This is a genomic window from Primorskyibacter sedentarius, from assembly GCF_004342065.1.
In the GTDB taxonomy this organism is placed as follows: Bacteria; Pseudomonadota; Alphaproteobacteria; order Rhodobacterales; family Rhodobacteraceae; genus Primorskyibacter; species Primorskyibacter sedentarius.
Genome location: NZ_SLZU01000003.1, coordinates 137,942 through 161,401, shown reverse-complemented (window position 1 = coordinate 161,401; position 23,460 = coordinate 137,942). Strand labels below are relative to the sequence as shown.

Genomic DNA, 23,460 nt, shown 5'->3' with positions numbered 1-23,460 from the left:
GCGGAGGGCCGGATGGCCGCGGGGCAGCAATGTTCCGAGGAAAGTCCGGACTCCCTGAGGCAACGGTGCCGGGTAACGCCCGGGCAGGGCAACCTGACGGAAAGCGCCACAGAAAACAGACCGCCCGTCGCACCCGAGGTGCGCCAAAGGACATACCGGAGGTGCGCCAAAGGAGCTTGCGACGGGTCAGGGTGAAACGGTGCGGTAAGAGCGCACCGGGGGCGTGGCAACGCGCGCCGCATGGCAAGCCCCACCGGGAGCAATGCCGAATAGGGACCTCGGGCGGGGTTGATCGGGCAACCGATATCACCGCAGGGCCGCTTCAGCCCAGAGGTCCGGGTTGGCAGCTAAAGGCGTCTGGCAACAGGCGCCGTAGAGGAATGGTCATCGAACCTCGGGTTTCGGCCCGGGGGGAACAGAATCCGGCTTACAGGCCCTCCGCGCAAAATTGCCTTGCAGACCAAAAAAAGTGATAAGGTCTTTCCAAGGATCGGGCATTCATGAACTCTCGATGAATTGGCAAATGTTTTGACTAGCCTATTTGTGGCGGCGTTTTCGCCGAATATCGACAAAGAGACGCCCGCCCGGTCATGTTGATCGAGCCGAATGGACCCATCGCACACACTGACTGAAATTATTGAGGCTGCGGTCAGAGTGCGACCTTCCGACAGCGGCTTGCTGCTAGCCACCGGGAGAATTCGGGCCAGCCATTTCTTGATGGCATTGGATGCCCCGACCTGAAGGCCGGGGCGGTTCCGCGTCACATCTCGATGACAGGGGCCACTTCGACCGTGCCGCCGCTTTCAAGCATCGGGCATCCCTTTGCCATGTCGCAGGCGACCTCTATGCTATCTGCGCTGATGATCGTGTATCCCGACAGCGGGTTGGCACCGCCATTGTCCTCAACCCCGCCTGACGAAACGGTCTTGGACATGCCGACAGGGTTGCCACCGTCGACCAGCGACTCTCCCATATCCTTATACCAGGCCTCCCAGGCGGCCATCATTTTGGCGCCCTCTTCAGGCGTCTCGGGCATCTTGCCACCGTGATATGCAAACATGAATTTGGACATGTAATTTCCTTTCTGTGGACGTGGCCCGTTGGGGCGTGGAAAATCAGTTGCTCAGGCTGGTAGCCAGCGCCTTTTCAAGACGGGCAAGCGTTGCTACCCAGCCCTTGGAGTGGTTGTCGCGTTGTGGGCCGGGTTGCAGATGCCCGTGGCGCAGAACAAGCCGCGTGCGGTCTCCGTCCAATGCGTCGAGCATAATCATGACGTGGCTCTCTGCGCCTCTGGCGTCGTTCTCGTCATGCCAACCCCAGGTGAACGCCACGAGCGAAGGGGGCACGACCTTTGTCACCTGTCCCGACATCTTATAGCGGCCACCCTCGGCACCGACGACTTGCGCGAACCATGGACCGAGCCTGCTGAAATCGAGGTTTTCTTCGGGCAGGGACATGCCATCATGCCCCCACCATTGTGTCGCAAGCGCACGCGTTGTGATGAAGGTGAACACCACCTCGCGCGGGGCGTCGAAGACGCGTTCAATTACCACTGGCTCGGTCATTTCCGTGACATTTCCTTGTGTAGCTCCGCTTCCAGCCGGTCGAGGCTCGCCTCCCAAAAGGTGCGGTGATCAAGCGTCCAACTGCTGACGGCGCGAATGGTCTCGGGTACCACTGAGTAGAGGCGCTGCTGGGCCCTGGCGCGTTTGCGGACCAGCCCTGTCCGAATCAAGACATTCAGGTGCCGCGAAATGGCCGGGGCCGAGATCTCGCTTTCCTCGCGCAGCGTCGCCACGGGCAGTTCCCCGTCCCGCATCAGGCGTTCGACGATGGCCAGCCGGGTGGGGTCACTCAAAGCTGCAAAGATGCGTGGCAAATCGGACATTTCAGCCGCTCCTTCCGAATCTATAATTAACATATTGGCTAATTAACGGAAGTAGAAAATGGCGTCCGAACCTTCGCTTTCGAGTTTTCCTGCGGCAATCGCGACTTTTTCGATGATTACATCTGCTATCTGGTTGACTCGGGCGCGTGCGGCAGTACAAGGCGGCTTCTAGGATATTTACGGGACGCATCTGCGCCCGGTGCAGGAGACGACCCATGGCGAAGCCTACCACAATCAAGATCCGCCTGAACTCGACCGCAGGCACGGGCCACTTCTATGTGACCAAGAAAAATGCCCGCACGATGACCGAGAAGATGACCGTGCGTAAGTACGACCCGGTTGTGCGCAAGCATGTTGAGTACAAGGAAGGCAAGATCAAGTAAGATCCTGCTTTCGCCGCCCTTGACGGGGGGCAGCTACAGTCAAGACCGCGCGGCCCGTTGAGGCTGGCGCGGTTTTTTCGTTTGCGGTGCCCATACGGAGATTTCGACATTGGCGGGGCTGCCATCCCGGTCGAAGGGTAGGGGGCATATGCCACGAAAAACCCCGCCGGACGGGGTGCGTCCGGCGGGGTCATGTCTGTCAGTGCGCGGCGTCGGGTTATTCGCGATTGCCCATCAGCTGCAGCAGGAACATGAACATGTTGATGAAGTCGAGGTAGAGGTTCAGCGCGCCCATGATGGCAGCCTTGCCAAGCCACTCGGCATCACCACCCTGCGCATGGGCAAGGTAGGTGTTCTTGATGTTCTGCGTGTCATAAGCTGTCAGCCCCGCGAAGATCAGCACACCCAGCACCTGCACGGCGAATTCGACGGCCGAGGACGCCAGGAAGATGTTGACGATCGAGGCCACGATCAGGCCGATCACGCCCATGATCAGGAACGATCCCCAGCCAGAGATGTCCTTCTTCGTGGTGTAGCCCCAGATGCTGAGGCCGGCGAAGGAGATCGATGTCACCAGAAAGACCTGGATGATCGAGAAGCCGGTGAACACCAGGAAGATGGAGCTGAGCGACAGGCCCATCAGCGCGGCGAAAGCGTAGAACGCAGTCTGCACGCCAGCGGCCGACAGGCGGTTCATCGCGGCGCCCATCCCGAAGAAGATGAAGGCCAGCGGAGCGAACATGATCACCCATTTCAGCGGCGACATGTAAATGGCCTGGCCGAGGCCGGTCAGGTATTTGTCGGCGCCGATCTGGATGCCGGTGACGCTGGGATCCGTTGTCACGGCCAGCCCGGCAATCGCCCAAGCGGCAAGAAATGTAATGAACATGCCGACGGACATGGTGCCGTAGACCTTGTTCATATGGGTGCGCAGACCCTCGTCAATCTGGGCTGTGCGAACGCCTGCCGCACCCGTCCGGATTGTGTTGTACTCAGCCATTTAAGCCTCCGAATAAAGAACCGGGCGGTCGAAGACGGTTCTCCGACCATTGGCTTTAATATCGGAGCTGAACCAACATTTTACAAGGCCGTTGACGCTTGTTCCCGTGCTGATTCCGATCACTTGGCGCCGATTTTTACGAACACCACGTTTCCGGCGCGTCCCAGACGGGGCGTCGCGCCTCGGCCTGCGCTTGGGTGCGTGTCACGCCGATGTCGTCCAGAGCGTGCTGGTCAAGCGCGGCGAGGGCGCGCCGTTGCCGATGGATTTCCGCCATCCGGATGAGGCGGGCAAAGCCGTGGCCAAAGCGGTATGCGGCAACCCCAGGCCGGGAGATCAGAGCATTGTTCATTGGTCAGATCCTTTCCATTTTGTGATGTAGCTGCTGCGCTGCATTCTGTTCGTTGATGTATATGGCGGATCGTGTCATATTTGAGAAACGAATATTCGTGAGCCAATCCATCAAGGAGTGTGATGAATGCGAAACTTGGACATCACGACGCTGCGATCCTTTGTTGCCGTCGCGCAGAGCGGCGGGGTGACGCGCGCCTCCGGGTTCCTCAACCTCACCCAATCCGCTGTCTCGATGCAGATCAAGCGGCTGGAAGAGCTGTTGGGCCTGACGCTGCTGGACCGGTCCGGTCGCAAGATCGCATTGACGGCGGCGGGCGAGCAGCTCTTGGCCTATGCCCGGCGCATGGTGACGATGAATGACGAGATCTTCGCGAGGTTGACCGATCAGGATTATGAGGGCGAGCTTATGCTCGGCGTGCCGCATGACATCGTCTATCCGGTGATCCCTCAGGTGCTTCAGCGGTTCAGTGTGGAATATCCCCGGGTGAAAGTGCAGCTGTTGTCGTCCTACACGAGCAACCTGAAAGAGCAGTTCAGGCGCGGCGAGATTGACGTGATTCTGACCACCGAGAGCGGGCTGGAGGAGGGGGGAGAGACGCTGATCGATGTGCCACTGCGCTGGATCGGCGCCCCCGGGGGCAGCGCCTGGCGGCAACGCCCGCTGCGGTTGGCCTTTTGCCGGTTCTGCCTGTTTCGGCCGGGTGCGCTTGGTGCGTTGGACGCTGCCGGGCTGGAATGGGAAATGGCCGTTGAATCGGATAATGACCGGACGATCGAAGCGACGGTAAGCGCAGATCTGGCGATCACCGCGATGCTGGAGGGGCATGCTCCGCCCTATCTGGAGCATATCTCGACCGCCGGGACCGATCTGCCCGACCTTGGGACCCAACGAATCAACCTTTATGGCAACAGCGCCAAGCCCGAGATGGTCGCTCAGCTGCAATCGATGATCCGGCAGGGGTTTGGGGCGTTCTAGCGGCGGGGGCCTTAGGCTTGAAGAAGCGCAAGCGCCTGTGCGTGGATCTCAAGATTGGCGGCGGCAAGAGCGCAGCCCCCCTGATGCGCGGGCCCGCCCGCCCAGTCGGTGACGATGCCTCCCGCGGCTTCGACCACGGCGATCGGAGCCTGAATGTCATAGGCGTTCAGCCCGGCCTCGATCACCAGATCCACCTGCCCGGCAGCAACAAGCGCGTATGCATAGCAATCCATGCCGTAGCGCGTAAGCTGCGCCTTTCCCGCGACGCGATGAAAGGCGTCTCGCTCTGCCACAGTGCCGACTTTGGGAAAGGTGGTGAAAAGCGTGGCCTCGGACAGATCGCGCGCTGGCCGGGTTTCAAGGCGCTTCGTGCCGTGCGGCCCGATACACTCTGCCACGCCAAAGCCGCCATGAAACCGCTCGCCGATATAGGGTTGGTCAATGACGCCCAGCATAGGGCCGTCTTCGTCTGACAGGGCAATCAGAACGCCCCAAGTGGGGGTGCCGGACATGAACCCGCGCGTGCCGTCAATGGGATCGAGAACCCAGGTCAAGCCACTGGTCCCGGCCAGGGCGCCGAATTCTTCGCCAAGCACCGCGTCATCCGGCCTCTCTTTGGCCAGAATTTCGCGCATTGCGTCCTCTGCCGCCTGATCGGCGACGGTGACCGGGTCGAACCCGTCATGCAGTTTGTTGTCGGTTGTCAGGGTGCTGCTGCGGAAATGCGGCAGAATCGCGGAACGGGCGGCATCCGCCAAGGCGAACGCCACCCGTCTGAATTCTTGTTTGGACTCGTCGGAATATCCCGTCATGGTGCCTCCGGCAGCTCTGGTCTGCCATTAGCTACCGCGTCGGGACGACAGCCTCAAGCGACGTCGGAAAGTACTCTGGCCAGCTCGAACAGACGGCGGCGCTGGTTTTCCGGGATCGCGTAGTAGCTACGCACGAGATCAAGGGCTTCCTTGTCACCAAGGATATCCGCAGGCACAGCCTCACCAGGTTCTGCATCGGCGGTTTCCAAGCCTTCAAAGAAGAAGCTTACCGGCACTTCCAAAGCATCCGCGATATCCCAAAGGCGGGATGCGCTGACCCGGTTCGCACCGGTTTCGTATTTCTGGATTTGCTGGAACTTGATGCCGACTCGCTCAGCAAGCTGCTGCTGCGTCATGCCGACAAGCCACCGGCGATGTCGAATGCGTTTGCCAACATGTACGTCTACAGGGTGCGTCATACGTTTTTCCTTCGTCACTTTTACAATTGTTACAACACTTACACAAGAAGCCGCCTTGCGGTTCCTCGTTATGTAACAGCCGCGCACCCCTACAGCTTGTATGTACTTATATTCGAAAATCTTCGGTAGCAAGGAATTTGATCCATCGCAGGTATAATAGGTTAATTTTACGCAATCTAGGCGGGCGCTCGTTACCATAGGTAAGTCAGGTGAGCCGTCTGGCGCAACGGTTTGACAATTCGGGCTGTTCTTGTCTCGTATGCCAAAGCGCAAACGGAGGTCGCATGTTTGGTTTTCAGGTCACATCGCACGAAAAATCCCCTCAACTGGTTGAAATTCCCTTGCCAGAACCCAAGCCGGGAGAGATTCGCGTAAAAATCGCCGCCTGTGGCCTCAATTTTGCAGACCTGCTGATGCAGAAGGGGACATATCAGGACACGCCCGCCTTGCCCTTCGTGCCGGGGATGGAGGTTGCGGGCGTGGTCGATGCCCTTGGCGACGGGGTGTCGGGTCTTCCGCGTGGGGCCCGCGTCGCCGTCTTTGGCGGACATGGCGGGCTGGCAGAATATGGCTGTTTTCCCGCAGATCGCGCGGTGCTCTTGCCTGATGCGATGTCCTATGCAGAGGCTGCGGCCTTTCAAATCGCCTATGGCACCAGCCATGTCGCGCTGGCGCATCGGGCGGGGCTTCGACCCGGCGAGACATTGCTGGTGTTGGGGGCCGCGGGCGGGGTTGGCCTGACCGCGGTCGAGATTGGCAAGCTGATGGGCGCGCGCGTCATCGCCTGCGCGCGGGGCGCCGACAAACTGGAGATCGCCCGGAAAATGGGCGCCGATCACCTGATAGACACCGATACCTCTGATCTGCGCGAAGAGGTAAAGGCGCTTGGCGGCGCGGATGTCGTCTACGATCCTGTCGGGGGTGATCTTTTCAAGGCGGCCTTCCGGGCCTGCAATCCCGAAGCGCGCATTCTGCCCATCGGATTTGCGAGCGGGGACGTGCCGAAAATTCCGGCGAACCATCTGCTGGTGAAGAATATTTCGGTCCTTGGGGTCTACTGGGGCGGGTATCTTGCTTTCCGCCCGGCCGTGGTGACAGACAGTCTTGCAGAGCTTCTGCGCTGGTACGAGGAGGGCAAGCTGCATCCCCATGTCAGCCATTGCCTCCCCCTGTCGCAGGTTACCGAAGGGATGGAACTGCTGCGCAGCCGTCGGTCCACCGGCAAGGTCGTGATCGAAATCGGCTGACCCCCATACCCTTCACCGCGCGCGCTCATTCGTGTAGGATGGGCCGCGCCGGATGAGTCCTTGCCCCTTCTGTCACCGGCGGCCCGCATTCCACCGAATGGGACTGTTGATTCAGGAGGGCTTTGCCATGCAAGACACACTTATCCGCAACTGTGCCCATCTTCTGACCATGGATGATGCCGGGCGCGAGCTGGTGGGCTGTGACATTCGCCTGACGGGCGGGGTGATTGCAGAGATCGGGCAGGGGCTGGAGCCTCGCGGCGACATCGTGGATGCACGCGGCGCGCTGGTCACGCCCGGGTTGGTGAACACCCATCACCACCTCTTCCAATCGCTGACAAAGGCCGTGCCCGGTGCGCAGGATGCGCTTCTGTTCGGCTGGCTGCAAAGGCTTTACCCGATCTGGGCGCGGTTCACGCCAGAGCATATGCGCGTCTCGGCCCTAACCGGGCTGGCAGAACTGGCCTTGTCGGGCTGCACGATGACGTCGGATCATCTCTACCTCTTTCCGAACGGGTCGCGGCTTGATGATACGGTCGATGCCGCGCGGGAAATCGGTCTGCGATTCCATACCACGCGTGGGGCCATGAGCATCGGCGAAAGCGCGGGCGGCCTGCCGCCGGATGCGCTTGTCGAGCGTGAAGAGGAGATTCTGAACGACTGCATTCGCGTGATCGATGCCTTTCACGACCCGTCAGACGGCGCGATGATCCGCGTGGGCATTGCCCCCTGTTCACCCTTTTCCGTCAGCCGCGAACTGATGCGCAACGCCGCCCTACTGGCGCGTGACAAGGGCGTGATGCTGCACACCCATCTGGCCGAAAATGACGAGGATGTCGCCTATTCCTTGGCGCAATTCGGCTGTCGTCCGGGGCAATATGCCGAAGATCTGGGCTGGACGGGGGACGATGTCTGGCACGCCCATTGTGTAAAGCTGGAGGCCCCGGAAATCGCGCTTTTTGCCCGTACCGGAACGGGGGTGGCGCATTGCCCCTGTTCAAACTGTCGCCTTGGATCGGGCATCGCGCCTGTGCGGGCAATGCGGGATGCCGGGCTGCGCGTGGGGCTTGGCGTGGACGGATCAGCCTCCAACGATACCGGCAACCTCGTGGCGGAGGCACGGCAGGCAATGCTGCTGCAACGCGTGGCGCGGGGCGCAGATGCGATGAGCGCGCGCGAGGCGCTGTTCATCGCGACCCGTGGCGGCGCCGAGGTGTTGGGCCGCCATGACTGTGGGCAGATCGCGGTGGGCAAGCGCGCCGATCTGGCGCTTTGGGATATCACGGGGATCGAAGCGGCAGGCAGCTGGGATCCGGCGGCGCTGCTGCTTGCTGGCCCGACACGGGTGCGCGATCTCTTCGTCGAGGGGCGGCAGGTTGTGCGCGACGGTCTGATAACGACGGTGGATCTTCGGCGGGTACTGACCGAACAGGCCAGACTTGCAAATGCACTGGCCTCAGCACTGTAGAGCATCACCCGAAAAGCTGCCCAGACGATTGCGCCGCTGAAGGCTCGACCCGCGTGCCGCCCACCCAGACATCGCGAATGGCGCGGTCGTCGCCCATCATGATGGTCGGGAAGACCGCTTCCCAGATGTCATTTGCCCGGCGCGACCGTTGCGCGATCGCTGGGGTGGAGGCAAGGTCCAGCACGCAGATGTCTGCCTCCATCCCCGGGGCCAGACGACCGATACGGTTGCCCTGTCGCAACGCCTCAGCCGAGCCTGCCGTCGCCAACCAGAGAAGGTAGGATGGATGCAGGGCCTGCCCGCGCAATTGCGCCACCTCATAGGCCGCACACATCGTCCGCAGCATCGAAAAGTCCGATCCGCCGCCCGTATCCGTTGCCAGACCGATGCGTTGCCCTTCCGCCGCCAGGCCGGCCATGTCGAACAGGCCCGACCCGATGAACGTGTTGGAGGTCGGGCAATGGACCAGCGCCGCGCCGACCTCTGCCAGCCGGGCGCGTTCGCGCGGCTCAAGATGAATGGCGTGGCCATAAAGCCCGTTTGTCCCCAGCAATCCGTGCGCCTCATAGGTATCCAGATAGTCGCGCGCCTGCGGAAAGAGCTCTTTGACCCAGTCAATCTCGTCCGTTTGTTCGCTAAGATGCGTTTGCATCAGGCAATCAGGGTTCTCGGCCCAAAGAGCCCCAAGCGCCGACAGTTGCTCTGGCGTCGAGGTTGGCGAGAACCGCGGCGTGATCACGTAGCTGAGCCGATGCACCCCGTGCCAACGGTTCAGCAACGCGCGGCTGTCGTCATAGGCGCGTTTCGGGTCGTCCAGCAGGCCGTCAGGTGCATTGCGATCCATGCAGGTCTTGCCGCCGAGTACGCGCATGCCGCGCGCCTTTGCGGCCTCAAAATAGGCATCGACACTTTGTGGATGCACGGTGCAGAAGCTGCAGACGGTCGTCGTGCCATGCGCCAGCAGCAGGTCAAGGTAGCGCCCGGCAATGTCTGCCGCATAGGCCGGATCGGCAAAGCGCATTTCTTCGGGAAAAGTGTAGCTGTTGAGCCAGTCGATCAACCGCTTGCCCCAGCTGGCGATCATCGCGGTCTGCGGGTAATGCGCGTGGGCATCAACGAATCCCGGCAGGATCAGCCCCTCGCCATAGGCGATTTCGGACGCTTCTGGATGGGCTTTGCGAAGCTCTGATGCAGGGCCGGTCGCGGCAACCAGACCGTCCCTGATCAGCACGCCGCCCGCACTGTCAAATCGCGCAGCACCTTGCGGCGCGCTTAGCCCGGGCTGGGCGTCAAAGCTTAACGTTTGCCCGGTTAGCAGGGTCAATTTTGTCATTCTCTGGCTCCCTTCGCCGGGCCGACGGTAGAACGTGCAAGCGCGAACGTAAATCGGTGCCGGGACTGTTGTTCCCGACGTCAATCCAATATTGATGACGGGACACGAATCCGAGGACGCTGCATGGCCGATGAAACAACAAGCCCGGAAGTCGAGGCAGAGACCGACGAGCAGGCCTATCAGCTGGACCGGCGGGCCATCAGTGCGATTCTCTATGCGCTTGATGTCGAGGATCGCGAGCAGCTTGTCGAGCTTCTGGAGCCGCTCCACGCGGCGGACATCGCTGACCTTCTGGAACAGATCAACCCGTTTGACCGGCGCCGCCTGATTCTGCTCTATGACCGGGAGTTCGATGGCGAGATCCTGTCCGAACTGGACGAGGTGATCCGCGAGGAAGTCATCTCCATCCTCAACCCGGATGTGCTGGCCGATGCTGTTCGCGAAATGGACAGCGACGATGTGGTCGATCTGCTGGAAGATCTTGAAGAGACGCAGCATGATGCGATCCTGGGCGCGCTGGAGGATTCAGACCGCGTCGCCGTGCAGCGCTCGCTGACCTATCCTGAATACTCGGCCGGCCGTCTGATGCAGACCGAAGTCGTGATGGCGCCCGAGCATTGGTCCGTGGGCGAAGCGATCGACTATTTGCGCAGCCAGGAGAACCTGCCCGAGCAGTTCTATCACGTGATCCTCGTCGATCCGCGCATGCATCCGGTTGGAAACGTGACGCTGGGCAAGATCATGGCGTCGCGGCGCGAGACGCCGCTGCGCGAGCTGACAGAATCGATGTTTCAGGTCATCCCGGTCACGCAATATGAAGGCGAGGTCGCTTATGCGTTCAACCAGTATCACCTGATCTCGGCGCCGGTGGTCGATGAGGAAGGTCGCCTGATCGGCATGATCACTATCGACGATGCGATGGCCGTTCTGGATGAAGAGCATGAAGAGGACATCCTGCGCCTTGCCGGTGTGGGCGAGGAATCGAGCCTGTCAGACCGGGTGCTGGAAACGACGCGGCAACGCCTTCCGTGGCTTGCGGTCAACCTGGTGACGGCGGTGCTGGCTTCGCTGGTCATTGCCCAGTTCGAGGCGGCGATTGCCAGCCTTGTGGCGCTGGCGGTGTTGATGCCGATCGTGGCGTCCATGGGGGGCAATGCGGGGACCCAATCGCTGACGGTTGCGGTGCGCGCGCTTGCCACCAAGGACCTGACAGGTGCCAATGTCTGGCGGGTTCTGCGACGCGAAGTGCTGGTCGGGCTGATCAACGGGTTGATCTTCGCGCTGGTCATGGGGCTGGTGGGGCTCTTGTGGTTCGGGTCGCTGCACCTGGGCTATGTCATTGCCGCCGCGATGGTCATTAATCTTGTGGTGGCTGGCCTGGCGGGCACCGGCATTCCGGTGGTTCTTCAGCGGATCGGGGTTGATCCGGCGCTGGCCTCGGGGGCTTTCGTGACCACGGTCACGGATATCGTCGGATTTCTGGCCTTTCTGGGCCTCGCCGCGATGGTTCTGCTGTGACGCTGGCGGACCGCAAAGCCGACGCGCGCCGCGCGGCGTTGCTTCGCCGCAAACTGGCATATGAGACGCGCCCGCCGGGGCAGGCGGGATACCTGTCAGAGGTGCTGGCAGGCTATCGCGGTGTACCAATGGCGGGCTACATGCCGATGCGCACAGAGATTGACCCGCTGGCGGCGATGGCCGAGGCCAGCGCCCATGGGCCGGTCGGGGTGCCCGTGATCCGGGGCGCCGGGCAACCGCTTGTCTTCAGCCTGTGGGAGCCGGATTGCGCGTTGATCGAGGGGCCGTTCGGGGCCCGTATCCCGGCCGAGGAACGGCTGATGGAGCCGGAGATCGTGATCCTTCCGCTCGTGGCGTTCACGCGGGCGGGCGACCGTTTGGGATATGGCGGAGGTTTCTATGACCGGACGCTGGAAGGGCTGCGCAGCCGTCGCGCGATCATGGCGATCGGATTTGCCTTTGCGGGGCAGGAAGCAGAAGATTTGCCGACAGAGCCCACCGATCAGCGACTTGACCTTATCGTGACGGAAACCGGGATCATCACGCCCTGATGCTGCGGCCCCTAGGCAGGCTGTTCCCAAGCGGAGCGCGCCAAGGCGCGCACAGGTTTTGCGCCGCCCTTCGGGCGTCGCCCGGTGCCGGACGCAGATGCGTCCGGCAGGCGCGGGGTTGTGACGGGTGCGCATCATTGTCTGGCCCCGCGCGCGCCCATCTGCGGGAAAAGCCGCGGCCTCTTGCTCTTCCGGTCCACCCGGCCTAGGGAAACGCCATGAGAACGCTTTTTCTTGGAGACGTGATGGGGCGCGCCGGGCGCGTTGCAATTCGCGATGGCCTGCGCCCGTTGCAGGAAGAGCTACGTGCCGATTTCACCGTGGTGAACGGCGAGAACGCCTCGCATGGGATGGGGCTGACCGCAGAGCATGCCAAGCTGCTGCTGGATGCGGGGGCGGATTGTGTCACGCTGGGGGACCATGCGTTCGACCAGAAGGACATGCTGCGTTTCATCGACACCGAATCGCGCATTCTGCGGCCGCTGAACTTCGCCAAGGTGGCGCCGGGGCGGGGGCACAGGCTGTTCACCGACAGGCGGGGGCGCAAGGTGCTGGTGCTTCAGGTGCTGGGGCAGGTGTTCATGAAGCGGGCCTTTGATGACCCGTTCAGCGCGGTTGATGAGATTCTGCGCAAGCATCCTCTTGGCGGGCAGGCGCAGATGATCCTTGTCGACATGCATTGCGAAGCGACCTCCGAGAAGATGGGAATGGGGCATTATTGTGACGGTCGCGCCAGCCTTGTGGTTGGCACGCATACCCATGTGCCCACTGCCGATGCGCAGATCCTGCCCAGTGGCACGGGCTACCTGACGGATGCAGGAATGTGCGGTGATTACAACTCCGTCATAGGCATGGAAAAGGCAGAGCCGATGCGGCGTTTCGTGACCGGCATGGCGAAGGAACGGTTCCAGCCCGCAGGTGGCGAGGCGACCCTGTCGGGCGTGCTGGTGGAGACAGACGACCGCACCGGGCGCGCCACCTCGATCCGCATGGTGCGCAAGGGCGGACGTCTGGAACCCACCCTGCCATGACCCGGTCGCGGGCACTGCCCTTCGTGGTGCTTGCATTGGTGGGGGCGGCCTGGGGCATGACCCAACCCATGTCCAAAATCGCCGTCAGCACAGGGCACATGCCTTTGGGACTGATCTTCTGGCAGCAGGTGATCGGGGCAGGGCTGCTGCTGGCGATCACCCGGTGGCGCGGGCAGGGCGTGCCGATGACTGCGCCTTACCTGAGGCTTTACCTGCTGATCGCCCTTCTGGGCACTGTACTGCCGAATGCAGCCTCCTACGCGGCGGCAAGACATCTGCCATCCGGTGTTCTGTCAATCCTGCTGTCATTGGTCCCGGTGATGGCCTTCCCGATTGCACTGGCGCTTGGCCTTGACCGATTTCGCTGGCTGCGGCTTCTGGGGCTCGTCCTTGGACTGGCGGGTGTTTTCCTGATCGCGGCACCAGAGGCGAACCTGCCGGACACGGCGCAGGTGATCTGGATCCCCATCGCGCTGATCGCCTCGGCCTTCTATGCGATCGAGGGGAACGTGGTTGCCCGTTGGGGGATGCTGGACCTGACGCCGGTGCAATTGCTGACCGGGGCAAGCGTGGTGGGGGCCGTGATTGCGGCACCGCTGGCGCTGGCGTCGGGTCAGTGGATCACCCCGGTCCCGTTGGGAGCGCCGGAAGGGGCGCTGGTGGCCGCTTCGGTCCTTCATGCCTTTGCCTATACCGGATATGTCTGGCTTGTGAGCGTTTACGGCCCGGTCTTCGCGGTGCAGGTCAGCTATCTTGTCACGCTGTTCGGTGTGGGCTGGGCAATGCTGATCCTTGGCGAAACCTATGCCACACCCGTCTGGGGCGCGATGGTCGTAATGTTGGCAGGTGTCGCACTTGTGCAGCCGCGACCTCGCGCCATGCTTGCCCCCGACGCGGGCAGAGGTCAGAATGCACACTGATATTCAGAGCGAGGGCCGGGCGGGCTGATGCAACTCATCGAATTGACTCAAACCGGGCAAGCCCTGTTTGCCTTGGCCGTTGTTGCGGCCATGTTCGTGCTGTTCCTGCGCGAGACCTACCCGACAGAGGTGGTGGCCATCGGCGGCGTTTCGGTGCTGCTGGCGACCGGGGTGCTGCCCTATGAGGATGCACTGAGGGTTCTGTCCAACCCTGCGCCCTGGACGATTGCGGCCATGTTCATCGTGATGGGCGCCCTTGTGCGGACCGGTGCGCTGGAGGCGTTCACCTCTACCGCCGATAAGCAGGCGCAACGAAACCCGCGGCTGGCCATCGCGATGATGCTTGCCTTCGTGCTGGCCTCCTCTGCCGTGGTGTCCAATACGCCCGTCGTGGTCGTGATGATCCCGGTTTTCGTGCAGCTTTCGCGCACCTTGGGGGTTCAGCCCTCGAAACTGCTGATCCCGCTCAGCTATGCCGCGATCCTTGGCGGCACGCTCACCCTGATCGGCACCTCGACCAACCTCCTGGTCGACGGGGTATCGCGTTCCGCCGGGCTGGAGCCGTTCACGATATTCGAGGTCACGCCGCTGGGGCTGGCGCTGGTGGCCTGGGGAATGATCTACCTTCGGTTCATCGGGCCGCACCTGTTGCCGGATCGTGACAGCATGGCGATGATGTTGTCCGACAAGAGCCGCATGAAATTCTTCACCGAAGCGGTGATTCCCCCCGACAGCAACCTGATCGGTCGCGAGGTCACCGGCGTGCAGCTGTTCAAGCGCGAAGGCGTTCGTCTGGTCGACGTGGTCCGCGGCGATACCTCGCTGCGGCGCAACCTGAAGGGCGTCACGCTTCAGGTAGGCGACAGGGTCGTCCTGCGCACCCAGATGACGGAACTTCTGAGCCTGCAAACCAACCGCGAGCTCAAGCGCGTGGATCAGGTCTCGGCGGTCGAAACCTCCACGGTCGAGGTGCTGATCACGCCGGGCTGCAAAATGGTGGGGCGCTCTCTTGGGGCGCTGCGCCTGCGCCGTCGCTACGGGGTCTATCCGCTGGCCGTGCACCGCCGAAACCAGAATATCGGCCGACAGCTGGATGAGCTGGTGGTCCGGGTTGGCGACACATTGCTTCTGGAGGGCGCGCCCGCCGATATCCAGCGTCTTGCGTCCGAGATGGAGCTGGTGGACGTCACCAAACCTTCTGCCCGCGCGTTCCGTCGCAGCCACGCGCCGATTGCGATCATCGCGCTGTTCGGCATCGTGATCCTTGCCGCATTTGGCGTGGCGCCCATCCTGATGCTGTCGGTCTTTGCCGTCGCGCTGGTCTTTTTCACACGCTGCATCGACGCGGACGAGGCGTTTTCCTTTGTCGACGGGCGTCTGTTATCGCTGATCTTCGCGATGCTGGCTATTGGCACGGCCTTGCAGGCGTCCGGTGCGGTCGAGCTGATCGTGCGCGGTGTCGCGCCCTATCTTGGAATGCTGCCAGGGCCGTTGCTGATCTGGGCCATCTATATCCTGACCTCTGTCCTGACAGAGCTGGTGTCGAATAACGCGGTCGCCGTGGTCGTGACCCCCATCGCCATTGGTGTCGCGCAGGCCTTGGGCATAGATCCCCGGCCGCTTGTTGTGGCGGTGATGATCGCGGCGTCCTGCAGCTTTGCCACGCCCATCGGTTACCAGACAAACACGCTGGTCTACGGGCCCGGCGGCTACCGCTTTACCGACTTCATGAAAGTGGGCATCCCGCTGAACCTTTCTGTGGGTCTGCTGGCCTCGCTGCTGATCCCACTGTTCTGGCCGCTCTGATCCCCGACGTTTTCGGGACGGGCAGGGCCCCCGGATGCATCGCGCGCGACATTGGTGCTGCGTCCGGCTGTGCCGTTGTTACGGGGTGAAGGGCCAGACGATCATCAGAACCGGCAGGGTGACGGCAACGATCAAGATTTCCAGCGGCAGGCCCAGCCGCCAGTAGTCGCCGAATTCATACCCGCCCGGACCAAGGATCAGCGTGTTGTTCTTGTGCCCGATGGGCGTGAGGAACGCGGCCGAGGCTGCAACGGCGACCGCCATCAGGAACGGATCGGCAGAGACCTCCAGCGCGCGCGCCATCTCGATCCCCACCGGTGCGGCAACAATCGTGGTCGCAGTGTTGTTGAGCACATCCGACAGGGTCATCGTCACCACCATCAGCACGCCCAGAATCATCCACGGGGCCATGCCCTGCGTAAGGCCGACCAGCGCATTGGCGATCAATTGCGTGCCGCCGGCATCCTCCAGCGCGGCGCCCAGCGGAATCATGCTGCCCAACAGCACGACCACCGGCCATTCGACGTGGTCGTAAATCTCTGCCAGTGGAATGATCTTGCCCAGCACGAAGCCGATGACGACCAGCCCCAGCGCAACCGGCAAATAGATCAACCCGAATGACGCCGCCGCGACGGCAGCCGCGAAAAGGCCAATCGCGATCCAGGTCTTGCGATCCTGGGTCACGGCAAGCCCCCGTTCGGCCAAGGGCAGACAGCCGAGGAAATCAACCACATCCTCGGCAGTCTCTCGGGGGGCCAGCAGAAGCAGGATGTCACCGGGGAAGATTTCGGTCTTGCGGACCTGACGTGTTATGCGGCGACCCTGTCGGGAAATACCCATGAGCACGGTGCGCTGGCGCCACGCCAGCCCCATCCCTTGCGTCGTGCGCCCGACAGCCGGGGAGTTCTGCGGCACCACGGCCTCGATCAGGCGCAATCCGTCGCCCTCGACCTGCAACAGCTCCTCTCGGCGGGTGTCCGAAAAGTCGAGCTTCAGTGCAGAGCGGAACTCGTCCAGCGCTTCTGGCGTGGCTTCCAGCACCAGCGCGTCCTGCGCGCGCAGCGGCGTGTTGCCCTGTCGGCCGTAGCGCCGCTTACCGTCCCGGATCAGGCCGAGAATTGCAACATCCGCCGCGTCCGCCTCGGTGCGCAGCTCGTTCAGACGTTTGCCGATCAGCGGGCTGTCTTCCGGGACGGTCAGCTCTGCGATATACTGTTGCAGGTCGAGCGCGCGCGCCCCGGTGGCGCCCCGGTCCGGGATCAGCCGCCAGCCCACAATTGCCACGAAGATCAGACCCGCCACGGCTGCCGCCCCGCCCACGGGGGCGAAATCGAACATTCCGAAAGGCGCGCCCAGCGTTTCCTCGCGGATCGAGGCGATGATGATGTTGGGCGGCGTGCCGATCAGCGTGACCATGCCGCCCAGGATCGTGGCAAAGCTGAGCGGCATCAGCGTCAGCCCCGGTGCCCGCCCCGCCTTGTAGGCGGTCTGGATGTCTACGGGCATGAGCAGCGCCAGCGCCGCCACATTGTTCATGAACGCCGACAGCACAGCGCCGACCGCCCCCATGATCGCGATATGGCTGCCGATCTTTCGCGCACTGTCGATCATCGTCCGGGTGATGAGATAGACCGCGCCCGAGCGCACCAACCCGGCCGACACGATCAGAACCAACGCCACGATCAGGGTTGCGGGGTGGCCAAAGCCGGAAAAAGCCTTGGACGAAGGCACAAGCCCCAGTGTTACAGCCAGCATAAGCGCGCCGAACGCCACAAGATCATAGCGGAATTTTCCCCACAGCAGCAGCGCGAACACCGCACCGAAGAGGCCAAAGAGAAGGGCAAGATCCGTCGTCATCCGCAAAGCATAGGCCGCGGCACGACAACTGACCAGACAGCGCAGGGCCGGTGCCCTTGCCCAAGCCCCCGCTGCTGGCATATAGACAGCGCGATACACTCCAAATTCTCTAAGATTCAGGTAGGAACGACATGGCCGGCCATTCCAAATGGGCAAATATCCAGCATCGCAAGGGACGTCAGGACGCAGCTCGGTCCAAACTGTTTTCCAAGCTGTCGAAAGAGATCACCGTTGCCGCCAAGATGGGCGATCCGGATCCGGAAAAGAATCCGCGTCTGCGTCTGGCCGTCAAAGAGGCCAAGTCGCAATCTGTCCCCAAGGACGTTATCGAACGCGCGATCAAGAAATCGCAGGCCGGTGACAGCGAGGATTACGAAGAAATCCGCTATGAAGGCTACGGCCCCAATGGCGTTGCGGTGATCGTCGAGGCGATGACTGACAATCGCAACCGGACCGCCTCCAACGTTCGGTCCACCTTTACAAAGAACGGCGGCAATCTGGGCGAAACCGGGTCTGTCGGGTTCATGTTCGAGCGCAAGGGCGAGGTCACCTATCCGCTCGAGGCCGGGGATGCGGACACCGTGATGATGGCCGCGATCGAGGCCGGGGCGGAGGACGCGGAATCCTCTGAAGACGGTCACGTGATCTGGTGCGCCGATACCGATCTGAACGAGGTTTCCAACGCCTTGGAGGCGCAGTTGGGCGAGTCGGACTCGACCAAGCTGGTCTGGAGGCCGACAACCACGACCGAGCTCGACCTTGAAGCGATGCAGAAGCTGATGAAGCTGGTCGACGCTCTGGAAGACGATGATGACGTGCAGCGCGTGACCACCAATTTCGAGGCGTCGGACGAGGTCATGGCGCAGCTCTGACTGGATACCCTGCCAACCTTGCAGGAACAGCTCGCGCGCCCCATCGGGTGCGCGGGATGCGGGCGGAGATCACGATCCGTGTCTGCCTGTCGCGCAGATCTGGCACATAGCGGAAGACAGGACGGGAACCGGGCGTGATAGAGTCGGCCATCGCGGGATTTTCACTCGGCCTGTCGCTGATCATGGCGATCGGTGCCCAGAATGCTTTTGTGCTGCGGCAGGGGCTTCGGCGGGAACATGTTCTGCCGATCGTCCTGACCTGCGCCTTTTCCGATGCGCTGCTGATTGTTGCAGGCGTGGCGGGGTTCGGCGCGCTGATTGAAAGCATCCCGGCACTTGGTCAGGCGATGCGCTGGGGCGGGGCGGCTTTTCTGATCGTCTACGGCGCCCGCGCTTTCCTGTCCGCGTGGCGCGGAGGAGAGACGCTGGAGGCGGGAAAGGCGGCAGGTTCCCTGCGCGCTGCCCTGCTGACCTGCCTCGCGCTGACCTGGCTCAACCCGCATGTCTACCTCGATACGGTCGTGCTGCTGGGATCGGTCTCTGCGCAATATGTGGCACTGCCCTTCGGGGTTGGGGCGGTGATCGCATCCTTCACCTTCTTCACGGCGCTTGGCTATGGCGCGCGGCTGCTTGCGCCGGTTTTCGTGCGCCCCATGTCGTGGCGGGTTCTGGACGTTCTGGTCGGGCTGATCATGTGGGTCATCGCCGCGACGCTGTTGCTGGGCTGAGCAGGCCCGCCCGCGCCAGCTATTGTTGCCGGAACTGACGAATTCGCCTTGAACATGCCCCTGCGGCAGGGTCTGTTGCGGCGCATGTCCCAAGCCGATCACAATATCTATAAAGGTGCCTTCCTGATGCTGCTGGCCGGGCTGTGCTTTGTCGCGGTCACCGCGCTGGTCAAGCTGCTGGACGGGCGCGTTCCGGCATCGGAGGCGGCATTTCTGCGCTATATCATGGGCGTGGTTTTGTTCCTGCCCATGCTGCGCGGCGTGATGCGGGCCCCCTTGACCGGGCGTCAGTGGCGGCTGATCGGCATGCGCGGCGCCGTTCACGCCATCGGGGTCAGCCTTTGGTTCTACGCGATGACGCGGATCCCTTTGGCGGAAGTCACCTCGCTGGGTTACCTGACACCGGCCTTCGTGACCGTCGGTGCGGTGGTCGCCCTGAAAGAGCGGCTCGCGATGCGGCGGGTTCTGGCCGTGGCCTGTGCCCTGCTGGGCGCGCTGGTGATCGTGCGGCCCGGCTTCCGGGCGCTGGATCCGGGACATGTCGCGATGCTTGGCACCTCGGTCTTCTTTGCGGTCAGCTACCTGACGGCCAAGATCCTTGCCGACGAGGTTCCCGCCTCGCTGATCGTGGCAACGCTGTCAGTCTCGGTGACGATTGGCCTTGTTCCGCTGACAGTGCCCGTCTGGGTCACGCCGGATGCCTATGCTCTGGCCGTTCTGTTCGGGGTGGCCTGTGCTGCAACGCTTGGGCATTTCCTGATGACGCTCGCCTTTCGCGAAGCGCCGATCACGGTGACCCAACCCGTCACCTATTTGCAACTGGTCTGGGCCGTGGCGCTTGGCGCGCTTTTCTTCGCAGAGCCTGTGGATCTGTGGGTGATCTTCGGCGGGTCCATCATCCTTGCCGCGGTCAGCTTTATCACGTGGCGCGAAGCCATGCTGAAACGCCGCCCGCTGACCCCGGTCTCACCGGCAACCAAGCTTTGATGCCGGGCGCGAACCTGCACGCGCGACCTTTCTTGCCCTGACCCTTCCGAGGCGACGCAAGGGAAAGGCGAAACCGCTGGTTTTGTTGACACGGATCAAGGTCCGGGCCTCCCCGGTCGGGTTAGTTGAGGCACTGGAACAGGAAAGGACAACCCGATGTCACACACGCCCCATGAGCTCGCGCAGGAATTCCCGGAACTCTCCGACAAGATGCAGGAGCTGAAACAGTCCGACGCGCATTTCGCGCGGCTTTGTGACGAATACCACGCCATCAACCGCAAGGTGCATCGGGCAGAGACGAATGTCGAACCGCTTGAGGAATTGGCAGAAGTGCAGGTCCGCAAGGAACGTGCCGCGCTGAAAGACGAAATCTACAAGCTGCTCACGGCCTGAGGATCAGGCTCGGCCTGCGGATCGGCCCAAACACATCAGCACGCGCCCCATGGGGCGCGTTGCGCATTTCAGGCCTGCTCAGTTGACCTCGTAGGGAAGCGTGCCGCGGTGATGCGGTGCGATGGTCAGGCGCCGTTCCAAAGGCGGAACAGACCGTTGGTGGCAATTTGTCCGTTCACAGATGCGACAGGAAATGCCGATCGGTTCGAAAGCGCTGTCCTGGCCCAGATCCTGCCCGTCGGCATAGACCAGCTGGGCCGCATGGGCGACCTCGCACCCGAGGGCGATGGCATATCGCCGGACCGGCGCGCCGTAGTGACCACCCGGTTTCGAGACGTCGCGGGCAAGCGAGATATAGCGCACCCCGTCGGGTGTTTCGGCCAGTTGCCGCAGGAACCGGCCGGGCGTCTCGAAGGCGCGATGCACGTTCCACAAAGGGCATGCGCCGCCAAAACGCGCGAATTGCAACCGGGTTGCGGAGTGTCGCTTGGTAATCGTGCCTGCCTGATCGACCCTGACGAAGAAGAACGGAATCCCGCGGGCCTGCGGGCGCTGCAATGTCGACAGCCGGTGCGCCACCTGCTCCAGTGAAGCGCCGAAACGGGTGGCCAGAAGCTCCAGGTCGTGCCTGACCTCCTGCGCTTCGGTCAGAAAGGCGGTGTAGGGCATCAGGGCGGCGCCCGCGAAATAATTGGCCAGCCCGATCTTGGCGATGGCGCGGGCTTCTTCGGACTGGAACCGCGCCAGATCCAGCGTCGCCTCCAGAAGTTGGTCCTGACGCAGCAGGGCAACCTGCAGCAGCATCTGGAAGGTCTGGGTAGAGGGTGCAGCCAGCGCCGAGAGCGTCAGGGTTTTGGTTTCGGCGTCGAAATGGCGCAACGGCCCGGTTCGGGACAGGCGCACTGTCACGCCGTGTCGTTCCAGCCCGGCCATAGTCCCGATGCGGATGTCGCCATGTTCCAGCGCACCGGTCGCGAAATTCTCGGCCGCACGGTCTACCGCATCAATGTAGTTGTCACAATAATGAAAGAAGTCCCGGACCTCTTCCCACGGGGATGGCCGCAGCTGCGCCCCTTCACGCCCCAGTGCCTCGTCAAGGCTGGCCAGCCGTTCATGCGTTTGCCGGTAGGCGCGGTGAAGCTCCAGGAACGCGCGGGCAAGGGCAGGGGCGTTGGAGGCGGTCAGCCGCAGATCGGCCAGCGGCGGAGCATCGTCTGCGAATACGGGGTCGGCCAGCGCCTCGCGCATGTCAGAGACCAGACGCTCTGAATCGCCCTGTGCCAGCTCTGTCACGTCAAAACCGAATTGTTGCACAAGCGCCAGCACGACCGTGGTCGAAACCGGGCGGTTGTTGTTCTCCATCTGGTTCAGATAGGGCAGCGATACGCCGAGCTTTGCGGCGAAATCCTTTTGCGTCAGCCCCATACGGGTGCGCAGGTCGCGCAGCTTTGCGCCGGCATATAGTTTCTGCGTGGCCATCAATGCGCCCTTTGCGGATTAGCAACGGACGGATGCTAGCTTTGCAAAGTCAGCGCCGCAAGGGTGCTACTCCAGCGGCTGGACCCCGAGGCTCCTTTCGCGTCTGATCACCATCAGGATCGCGACAATTGCCATCAGCGCGGTCGAGAACTGGATGAGCAAGAGCGGCCAGACACCCCAGGCGGGGTTAAGCAGCGATCCGGCAAGCGCGGAAAGCGCGGCACCCAATCCGATCTGGAACGCGCCGCCCAAGCCGGAGGCGGTGCCCGCCAGATGCGGACGCACTGACAGCATGCCTGCCGTCGCATTGGGCAGGCTCAGCCCGTTGCCCAGACCGACAAAGGTCATCGACCCGAAGAAGACCAGTTCGTTGCCCAGACCCGCAGCAAACAGCAGGATCGCCAGACCGATGCCCAAGGCGACACACAGGCTGCCCCACAGGACCAGCCTGTTGATGCCGAGCCGCGTGGCGAAGCGGGCGGTCATGTAATTGCCGAAGAAATATCCCAGGGCAGGGGCGCCGAAAAACAGGCCCAGCGTCGATGGCGACATGCCAAAGACCACCGACCCGACAAAGGGCGCACCCCCGACATAGGCAAAGAATGCACCAGAGGAGAAACCCGCAGCCATGGCATAGCCCCAGAACCGCGGGGAGCGCAGAAGCTCCGGGTATTCGGCGAATTGTGCGCGCAATGTCAGGCCGCTGCGCTGAGCCGTTTCGCCCAGATCACGCCATGCCAGTGCGAACAGTGCCACGCCAAGCGCCAGCAGGAGCCAGAAGTTGGCTTTCCACCCCAATAGCTCGTCCAGATAGCCGCCGATCATCGGGCCGATCATGGGCACAACCGACATACCCATCGTGACATAGCCGATCATCGAGGCGGAACGGTCCTGCGGGTACATGTCGCGCACAACCGCGCGGCTAAGCACCATCGAGGTGGCGATCACCGCCTGCATCATGCGAAACCCGAGGAAGACCCAGATATTGCTGGCAACAAGGCAGCCGAGCGTGGCGACGCAGAAAAGCCCGATACCCGCCAGGATCACCGTCCTGCGGCCCAGCTTGTCCGAAATCGGCCCGATCACCAGCTGAAGCCCGGCATTGACGGCCAGATAGATCGCCACCGACAGTTGCATCAGAGAATAGTCGGTCTGGAAATGCTCTGTCATCTTCGGCAGCGACGGCAGGAAGATGTTCATCGCCAGCGCGGCCATGCCCGAAAGCAGGATCAGCGTGGATATATGGGGCGGGGTTGCGCGGTCCAGATATCGGACCTGTGTCAGAGAATTCATTTTCCATTGCGTACGCCCAGTCAGCGGCCATGTCCATTCCAAATCTGCACGGATCTGTTCAGTTTGCGAATTTGCAATTAGCATGTCTTTTATTTTCCAGCATTTGCAAATTTGCCGAATAATTCTTGCTGCAGGCGCAGCATTC

The 23,460-nt window shown here is 62.3% G+C and carries 24 protein-coding genes and 1 other RNA gene; 14 read left to right on the top strand and 11 right to left on the bottom strand.

Annotated elements, in window-relative coordinates; genetic code table 11:
- Window positions 1–446: RNase P RNA component class A (gene rnpB / locus EDD52_RS07015), an RNA gene on the top strand.
- A 314-nt stretch (window positions 447–760) separates the two neighbouring features.
- Here rnpB and EDD52_RS07010 read toward each other — a convergent pair.
- Genes EDD52_RS07010 through EDD52_RS07000 form a run of 3 tightly spaced genes read right to left on the bottom strand, consistent with a single transcriptional unit; the run spans window position 761 to window position 1,888 of the window.
- The gene (locus EDD52_RS07010) at window positions 761–1,072 is read right to left on the bottom strand and encodes a YciI family protein (protein WP_132243263.1); all 312 of its coding nucleotides are present in this window, start codon (window positions 1,070–1,072) and stop codon (window positions 761–763) included.
- Between the two features lie 43 nt (window positions 1,073–1,115).
- Window positions 1,116–1,565: an SRPBCC family protein gene (locus tag EDD52_RS07005; RefSeq protein ID WP_132243261.1), complete on the bottom strand. Its 450-nt coding sequence runs from the start codon at window positions 1,563–1,565 to the stop codon at window positions 1,116–1,118.
- On the bottom strand, window positions 1,562–1,888 hold the full coding sequence (locus EDD52_RS07000) for an ArsR/SmtB family transcription factor (protein ID WP_132243259.1): 327 nt from the start codon (window positions 1,886–1,888) through the stop codon (window positions 1,562–1,564). The genes EDD52_RS07005 and EDD52_RS07000 overlap by 4 nt, the downstream gene beginning before the upstream one ends.
- Window positions 1,889–2,103: 215 nt before the next feature.
- On the opposite strand from EDD52_RS07000, the gene rpmG reads away from it, so the two are divergent.
- A complete protein-coding gene (gene rpmG / locus EDD52_RS06995) occupies window positions 2,104–2,271 on the top strand; it encodes a 50S ribosomal protein L33 (RefSeq protein ID WP_007799108.1) in 168 nt (55 codons plus the stop codon).
- Between the two features lie 217 nt (window positions 2,272–2,488).
- On the opposite strand, the gene EDD52_RS06990 is transcribed toward rpmG, so the two are convergent.
- Together EDD52_RS06990 and EDD52_RS06985 are read right to left on the bottom strand one after the other, a co-directional pair.
- Complete coding sequence (locus EDD52_RS06990) at window positions 2,489–3,271, bottom strand: Bax inhibitor-1/YccA family protein (RefSeq protein ID WP_132243257.1); 783 nt, start codon at window positions 3,269–3,271, stop codon at window positions 2,489–2,491.
- A gap of 136 nt (window positions 3,272–3,407) precedes the next feature.
- On the bottom strand, window positions 3,408–3,623 hold the full coding sequence (locus EDD52_RS06985; protein WP_132243255.1) for a DUF1127 domain-containing protein: 216 nt from the start codon (window positions 3,621–3,623) through the stop codon (window positions 3,408–3,410).
- 126 nt (window positions 3,624–3,749) lie between these two features.
- On the opposite strand from EDD52_RS06985, the gene EDD52_RS06980 reads away from it, so the two are divergent.
- The gene (locus EDD52_RS06980) at window positions 3,750–4,601 is read left to right on the top strand and encodes a LysR family transcriptional regulator (protein ID WP_132243253.1); all 852 of its coding nucleotides are present in this window, start codon (window positions 3,750–3,752) and stop codon (window positions 4,599–4,601) included.
- Between the two features lie 11 nt (window positions 4,602–4,612).
- On the opposite strand, the gene hisN is transcribed toward EDD52_RS06980, so the two are convergent.
- Together hisN and EDD52_RS06970 are read right to left on the bottom strand one after the other, a co-directional pair.
- Window positions 4,613–5,413 carry a histidinol-phosphatase gene (gene hisN / locus EDD52_RS06975; protein ID WP_132243251.1) on the bottom strand — a complete coding sequence of 267 codons (801 nt, stop codon included), beginning with the start codon at window positions 5,411–5,413 and terminating at the stop codon, window positions 4,613–4,615.
- A 53-nt stretch (window positions 5,414–5,466) separates the two neighbouring features.
- Window positions 5,467–5,832: a helix-turn-helix domain-containing protein gene (locus EDD52_RS06970; protein WP_132243705.1), complete on the bottom strand. Its 366-nt coding sequence runs from the start codon at window positions 5,830–5,832 to the stop codon at window positions 5,467–5,469.
- Window positions 5,833–6,116: 284 nt separating this feature from the next.
- Between EDD52_RS06970 and EDD52_RS06965 the strand changes: the two genes are divergently transcribed.
- Both EDD52_RS06965 and EDD52_RS06960 read left to right on the top strand, forming a co-directional pair.
- Complete coding sequence (locus EDD52_RS06965; protein WP_132243249.1) at window positions 6,117–7,079, top strand: NADPH:quinone oxidoreductase family protein; 963 nt, start codon at window positions 6,117–6,119, stop codon at window positions 7,077–7,079.
- Window positions 7,080–7,206: 127 nt separating this feature from the next.
- Complete coding sequence (locus tag EDD52_RS06960) at window positions 7,207–8,547, top strand: 8-oxoguanine deaminase (protein WP_132243247.1); 1,341 nt, start codon at window positions 7,207–7,209, stop codon at window positions 8,545–8,547.
- A 4-nt stretch (window positions 8,548–8,551) separates the two neighbouring features.
- Here the strand turns inward: EDD52_RS06960 and guaD are convergent, their stop codons facing one another.
- Window positions 8,552–9,880: a guanine deaminase gene (gene guaD / locus EDD52_RS06955; RefSeq protein ID WP_132243245.1), complete on the bottom strand. Its 1,329-nt coding sequence runs from the start codon at window positions 9,878–9,880 to the stop codon at window positions 8,552–8,554.
- Between the two features lie 123 nt (window positions 9,881–10,003).
- Between guaD and mgtE the strand changes: the two genes are divergently transcribed.
- From mgtE to EDD52_RS06930, 5 genes are all read left to right on the top strand, one after another.
- A complete protein-coding gene (gene mgtE, locus EDD52_RS06950) occupies window positions 10,004–11,398 on the top strand; it encodes a magnesium transporter (RefSeq protein WP_132243243.1) in 1,395 nt (464 codons plus the stop codon).
- A gap of 2 nt (window positions 11,399–11,400) precedes the next feature.
- Window positions 11,401–11,949 (top strand): 5-formyltetrahydrofolate cyclo-ligase, encoded by a 549-nt coding sequence (locus EDD52_RS06945; RefSeq protein WP_132243703.1) that lies wholly within the window; start codon window positions 11,401–11,403, stop codon window positions 11,947–11,949.
- A gap of 218 nt (window positions 11,950–12,167) precedes the next feature.
- Window positions 12,168–12,980: a TIGR00282 family metallophosphoesterase gene (locus EDD52_RS06940; RefSeq protein ID WP_132243241.1), complete on the top strand. Its 813-nt coding sequence runs from the start codon at window positions 12,168–12,170 to the stop codon at window positions 12,978–12,980.
- Window positions 12,977–13,900, top strand: coding sequence for a DMT family transporter (locus EDD52_RS06935; RefSeq protein WP_132243239.1), 924 nt, complete (start codon window positions 12,977–12,979; stop codon window positions 13,898–13,900). Before EDD52_RS06940 ends, EDD52_RS06935 begins: the two co-directional genes overlap by 4 nt.
- 27 nt (window positions 13,901–13,927) lie before the next feature.
- Window positions 13,928–15,706, top strand: a complete 1,779-nt coding sequence (locus EDD52_RS06930) for an SLC13 family permease (RefSeq protein ID WP_132243237.1) — start codon at window positions 13,928–13,930, stop codon at window positions 15,704–15,706.
- 78 nt (window positions 15,707–15,784) lie between these two features.
- On the opposite strand, the gene EDD52_RS06925 is transcribed toward EDD52_RS06930, so the two are convergent.
- The gene (locus EDD52_RS06925) at window positions 15,785–17,563 is read right to left on the bottom strand and encodes an SLC13 family permease (RefSeq protein ID WP_132243235.1); all 1,779 of its coding nucleotides are present in this window, start codon (window positions 17,561–17,563) and stop codon (window positions 15,785–15,787) included.
- A 131-nt stretch (window positions 17,564–17,694) separates the two neighbouring features.
- On the opposite strand from EDD52_RS06925, the gene EDD52_RS06920 reads away from it, so the two are divergent.
- From EDD52_RS06920 to EDD52_RS06905, 4 genes are all read left to right on the top strand, one after another.
- Entirely contained in the window at window positions 17,695–18,435 is a 741-nt protein-coding gene (locus EDD52_RS06920; RefSeq protein WP_132243233.1) for a YebC/PmpR family DNA-binding transcriptional regulator, read from the top strand.
- A 182-nt stretch (window positions 18,436–18,617) separates the two neighbouring features.
- Window positions 18,618–19,163: a LysE/ArgO family amino acid transporter gene (locus EDD52_RS06915; protein WP_424449909.1), complete on the top strand. Its 546-nt coding sequence runs from the start codon at window positions 18,618–18,620 to the stop codon at window positions 19,161–19,163.
- Window positions 19,164–19,217: 54 nt separating this feature from the next.
- Entirely contained in the window at window positions 19,218–20,150 is a 933-nt protein-coding gene (locus EDD52_RS06910; RefSeq protein WP_279389256.1) for a DMT family transporter, read from the top strand.
- Window positions 20,151–20,306: 156 nt separating this feature from the next.
- Window positions 20,307–20,543 (top strand): HP1242/YdcH family protein, encoded by a 237-nt coding sequence (locus tag EDD52_RS06905; protein WP_132243231.1) that lies wholly within the window; start codon window positions 20,307–20,309, stop codon window positions 20,541–20,543.
- A gap of 78 nt (window positions 20,544–20,621) precedes the next feature.
- On the opposite strand, the gene EDD52_RS06900 is transcribed toward EDD52_RS06905, so the two are convergent.
- Window positions 20,622–22,022, bottom strand: coding sequence for a helix-turn-helix domain-containing protein (locus EDD52_RS06900; RefSeq protein WP_132243229.1), 1,401 nt, complete (start codon window positions 22,020–22,022; stop codon window positions 20,622–20,624).
- A gap of 66 nt (window positions 22,023–22,088) precedes the next feature.
- Window positions 22,089–23,315 (bottom strand): multidrug effflux MFS transporter, encoded by a 1,227-nt coding sequence (locus EDD52_RS06895; protein WP_132243227.1) that lies wholly within the window; start codon window positions 23,313–23,315, stop codon window positions 22,089–22,091.
- Between the last annotated feature and the right edge of the window lie 145 nt (window positions 23,316–23,460).

Excerpts from the sequence above, each read along its gene's own strand:
- EDD52_RS06900 (WP_132243229.1), bottom strand. The coding sequence starts at position 22,022 with ATGGCCACGCAGAAACTATATGCCGGCGCAAAGCTGCGCGACCTGCGC.
- EDD52_RS06930 (WP_132243237.1), top strand. The coding sequence starts at position 13,928 with ATGCAACTCATCGAATTGACTCAAACCGGGCAAGCCCTGTTTGCCTTG.
- EDD52_RS06925 (WP_132243235.1), bottom strand. The coding sequence starts at position 17,563 with ATGACGACGGATCTTGCCCTTCTCTTTGGCCTCTTCGGTGCGGTGTTC.
- guaD (WP_132243245.1), bottom strand. The coding sequence starts at position 9,880 with ATGACAAAATTGACCCTGCTAACCGGGCAAACGTTAAGCTTTGACGCC.
- rpmG (WP_007799108.1), top strand. The coding sequence starts at position 2,104 with ATGGCGAAGCCTACCACAATCAAGATCCGCCTGAACTCGACCGCAGGC.
- EDD52_RS06905 (WP_132243231.1), top strand. The coding sequence starts at position 20,307 with ATGTCACACACGCCCCATGAGCTCGCGCAGGAATTCCCGGAACTCTCC.
- EDD52_RS06915 (WP_424449909.1), top strand. The coding sequence starts at position 18,618 with ATGGCGATCGGTGCCCAGAATGCTTTTGTGCTGCGGCAGGGGCTTCGG.
- EDD52_RS06985 (WP_132243255.1), bottom strand. The coding sequence starts at position 3,623 with ATGAACAATGCTCTGATCTCCCGGCCTGGGGTTGCCGCATACCGCTTT.
- EDD52_RS07005 (WP_132243261.1), bottom strand. The coding sequence starts at position 1,565 with ATGACCGAGCCAGTGGTAATTGAACGCGTCTTCGACGCCCCGCGCGAG.
- EDD52_RS06910 (WP_279389256.1), top strand. The coding sequence starts at position 19,218 with ATGCCCCTGCGGCAGGGTCTGTTGCGGCGCATGTCCCAAGCCGATCAC.
- EDD52_RS06935 (WP_132243239.1), top strand. The coding sequence starts at position 12,977 with ATGACCCGGTCGCGGGCACTGCCCTTCGTGGTGCTTGCATTGGTGGGG.
- EDD52_RS06990 (WP_132243257.1), bottom strand. The coding sequence starts at position 3,271 with ATGGCTGAGTACAACACAATCCGGACGGGTGCGGCAGGCGTTCGCACA.
- EDD52_RS07010 (WP_132243263.1), bottom strand. The coding sequence starts at position 1,072 with ATGTCCAAATTCATGTTTGCATATCACGGTGGCAAGATGCCCGAGACG.
- EDD52_RS06960 (WP_132243247.1), top strand. The coding sequence starts at position 7,207 with ATGCAAGACACACTTATCCGCAACTGTGCCCATCTTCTGACCATGGAT.
- EDD52_RS06970 (WP_132243705.1), bottom strand. The coding sequence starts at position 5,832 with ATGACGCACCCTGTAGACGTACATGTTGGCAAACGCATTCGACATCGC.
- EDD52_RS06980 (WP_132243253.1), top strand. The coding sequence starts at position 3,750 with ATGCGAAACTTGGACATCACGACGCTGCGATCCTTTGTTGCCGTCGCG.
- EDD52_RS06965 (WP_132243249.1), top strand. The coding sequence starts at position 6,117 with ATGTTTGGTTTTCAGGTCACATCGCACGAAAAATCCCCTCAACTGGTT.
- EDD52_RS06895 (WP_132243227.1), bottom strand. The coding sequence starts at position 23,315 with ATGAATTCTCTGACACAGGTCCGATATCTGGACCGCGCAACCCCGCCC.
- hisN (WP_132243251.1), bottom strand. The coding sequence starts at position 5,413 with ATGACGGGATATTCCGACGAGTCCAAACAAGAATTCAGACGGGTGGCG.
- mgtE (WP_132243243.1), top strand. The coding sequence starts at position 10,004 with ATGGCCGATGAAACAACAAGCCCGGAAGTCGAGGCAGAGACCGACGAG.
- EDD52_RS07000 (WP_132243259.1), bottom strand. The coding sequence starts at position 1,888 with ATGTCCGATTTGCCACGCATCTTTGCAGCTTTGAGTGACCCCACCCGG.
- EDD52_RS06920 (WP_132243233.1), top strand. The coding sequence starts at position 17,695 with ATGGCCGGCCATTCCAAATGGGCAAATATCCAGCATCGCAAGGGACGT.
- EDD52_RS06940 (WP_132243241.1), top strand. The coding sequence starts at position 12,168 with ATGAGAACGCTTTTTCTTGGAGACGTGATGGGGCGCGCCGGGCGCGTT.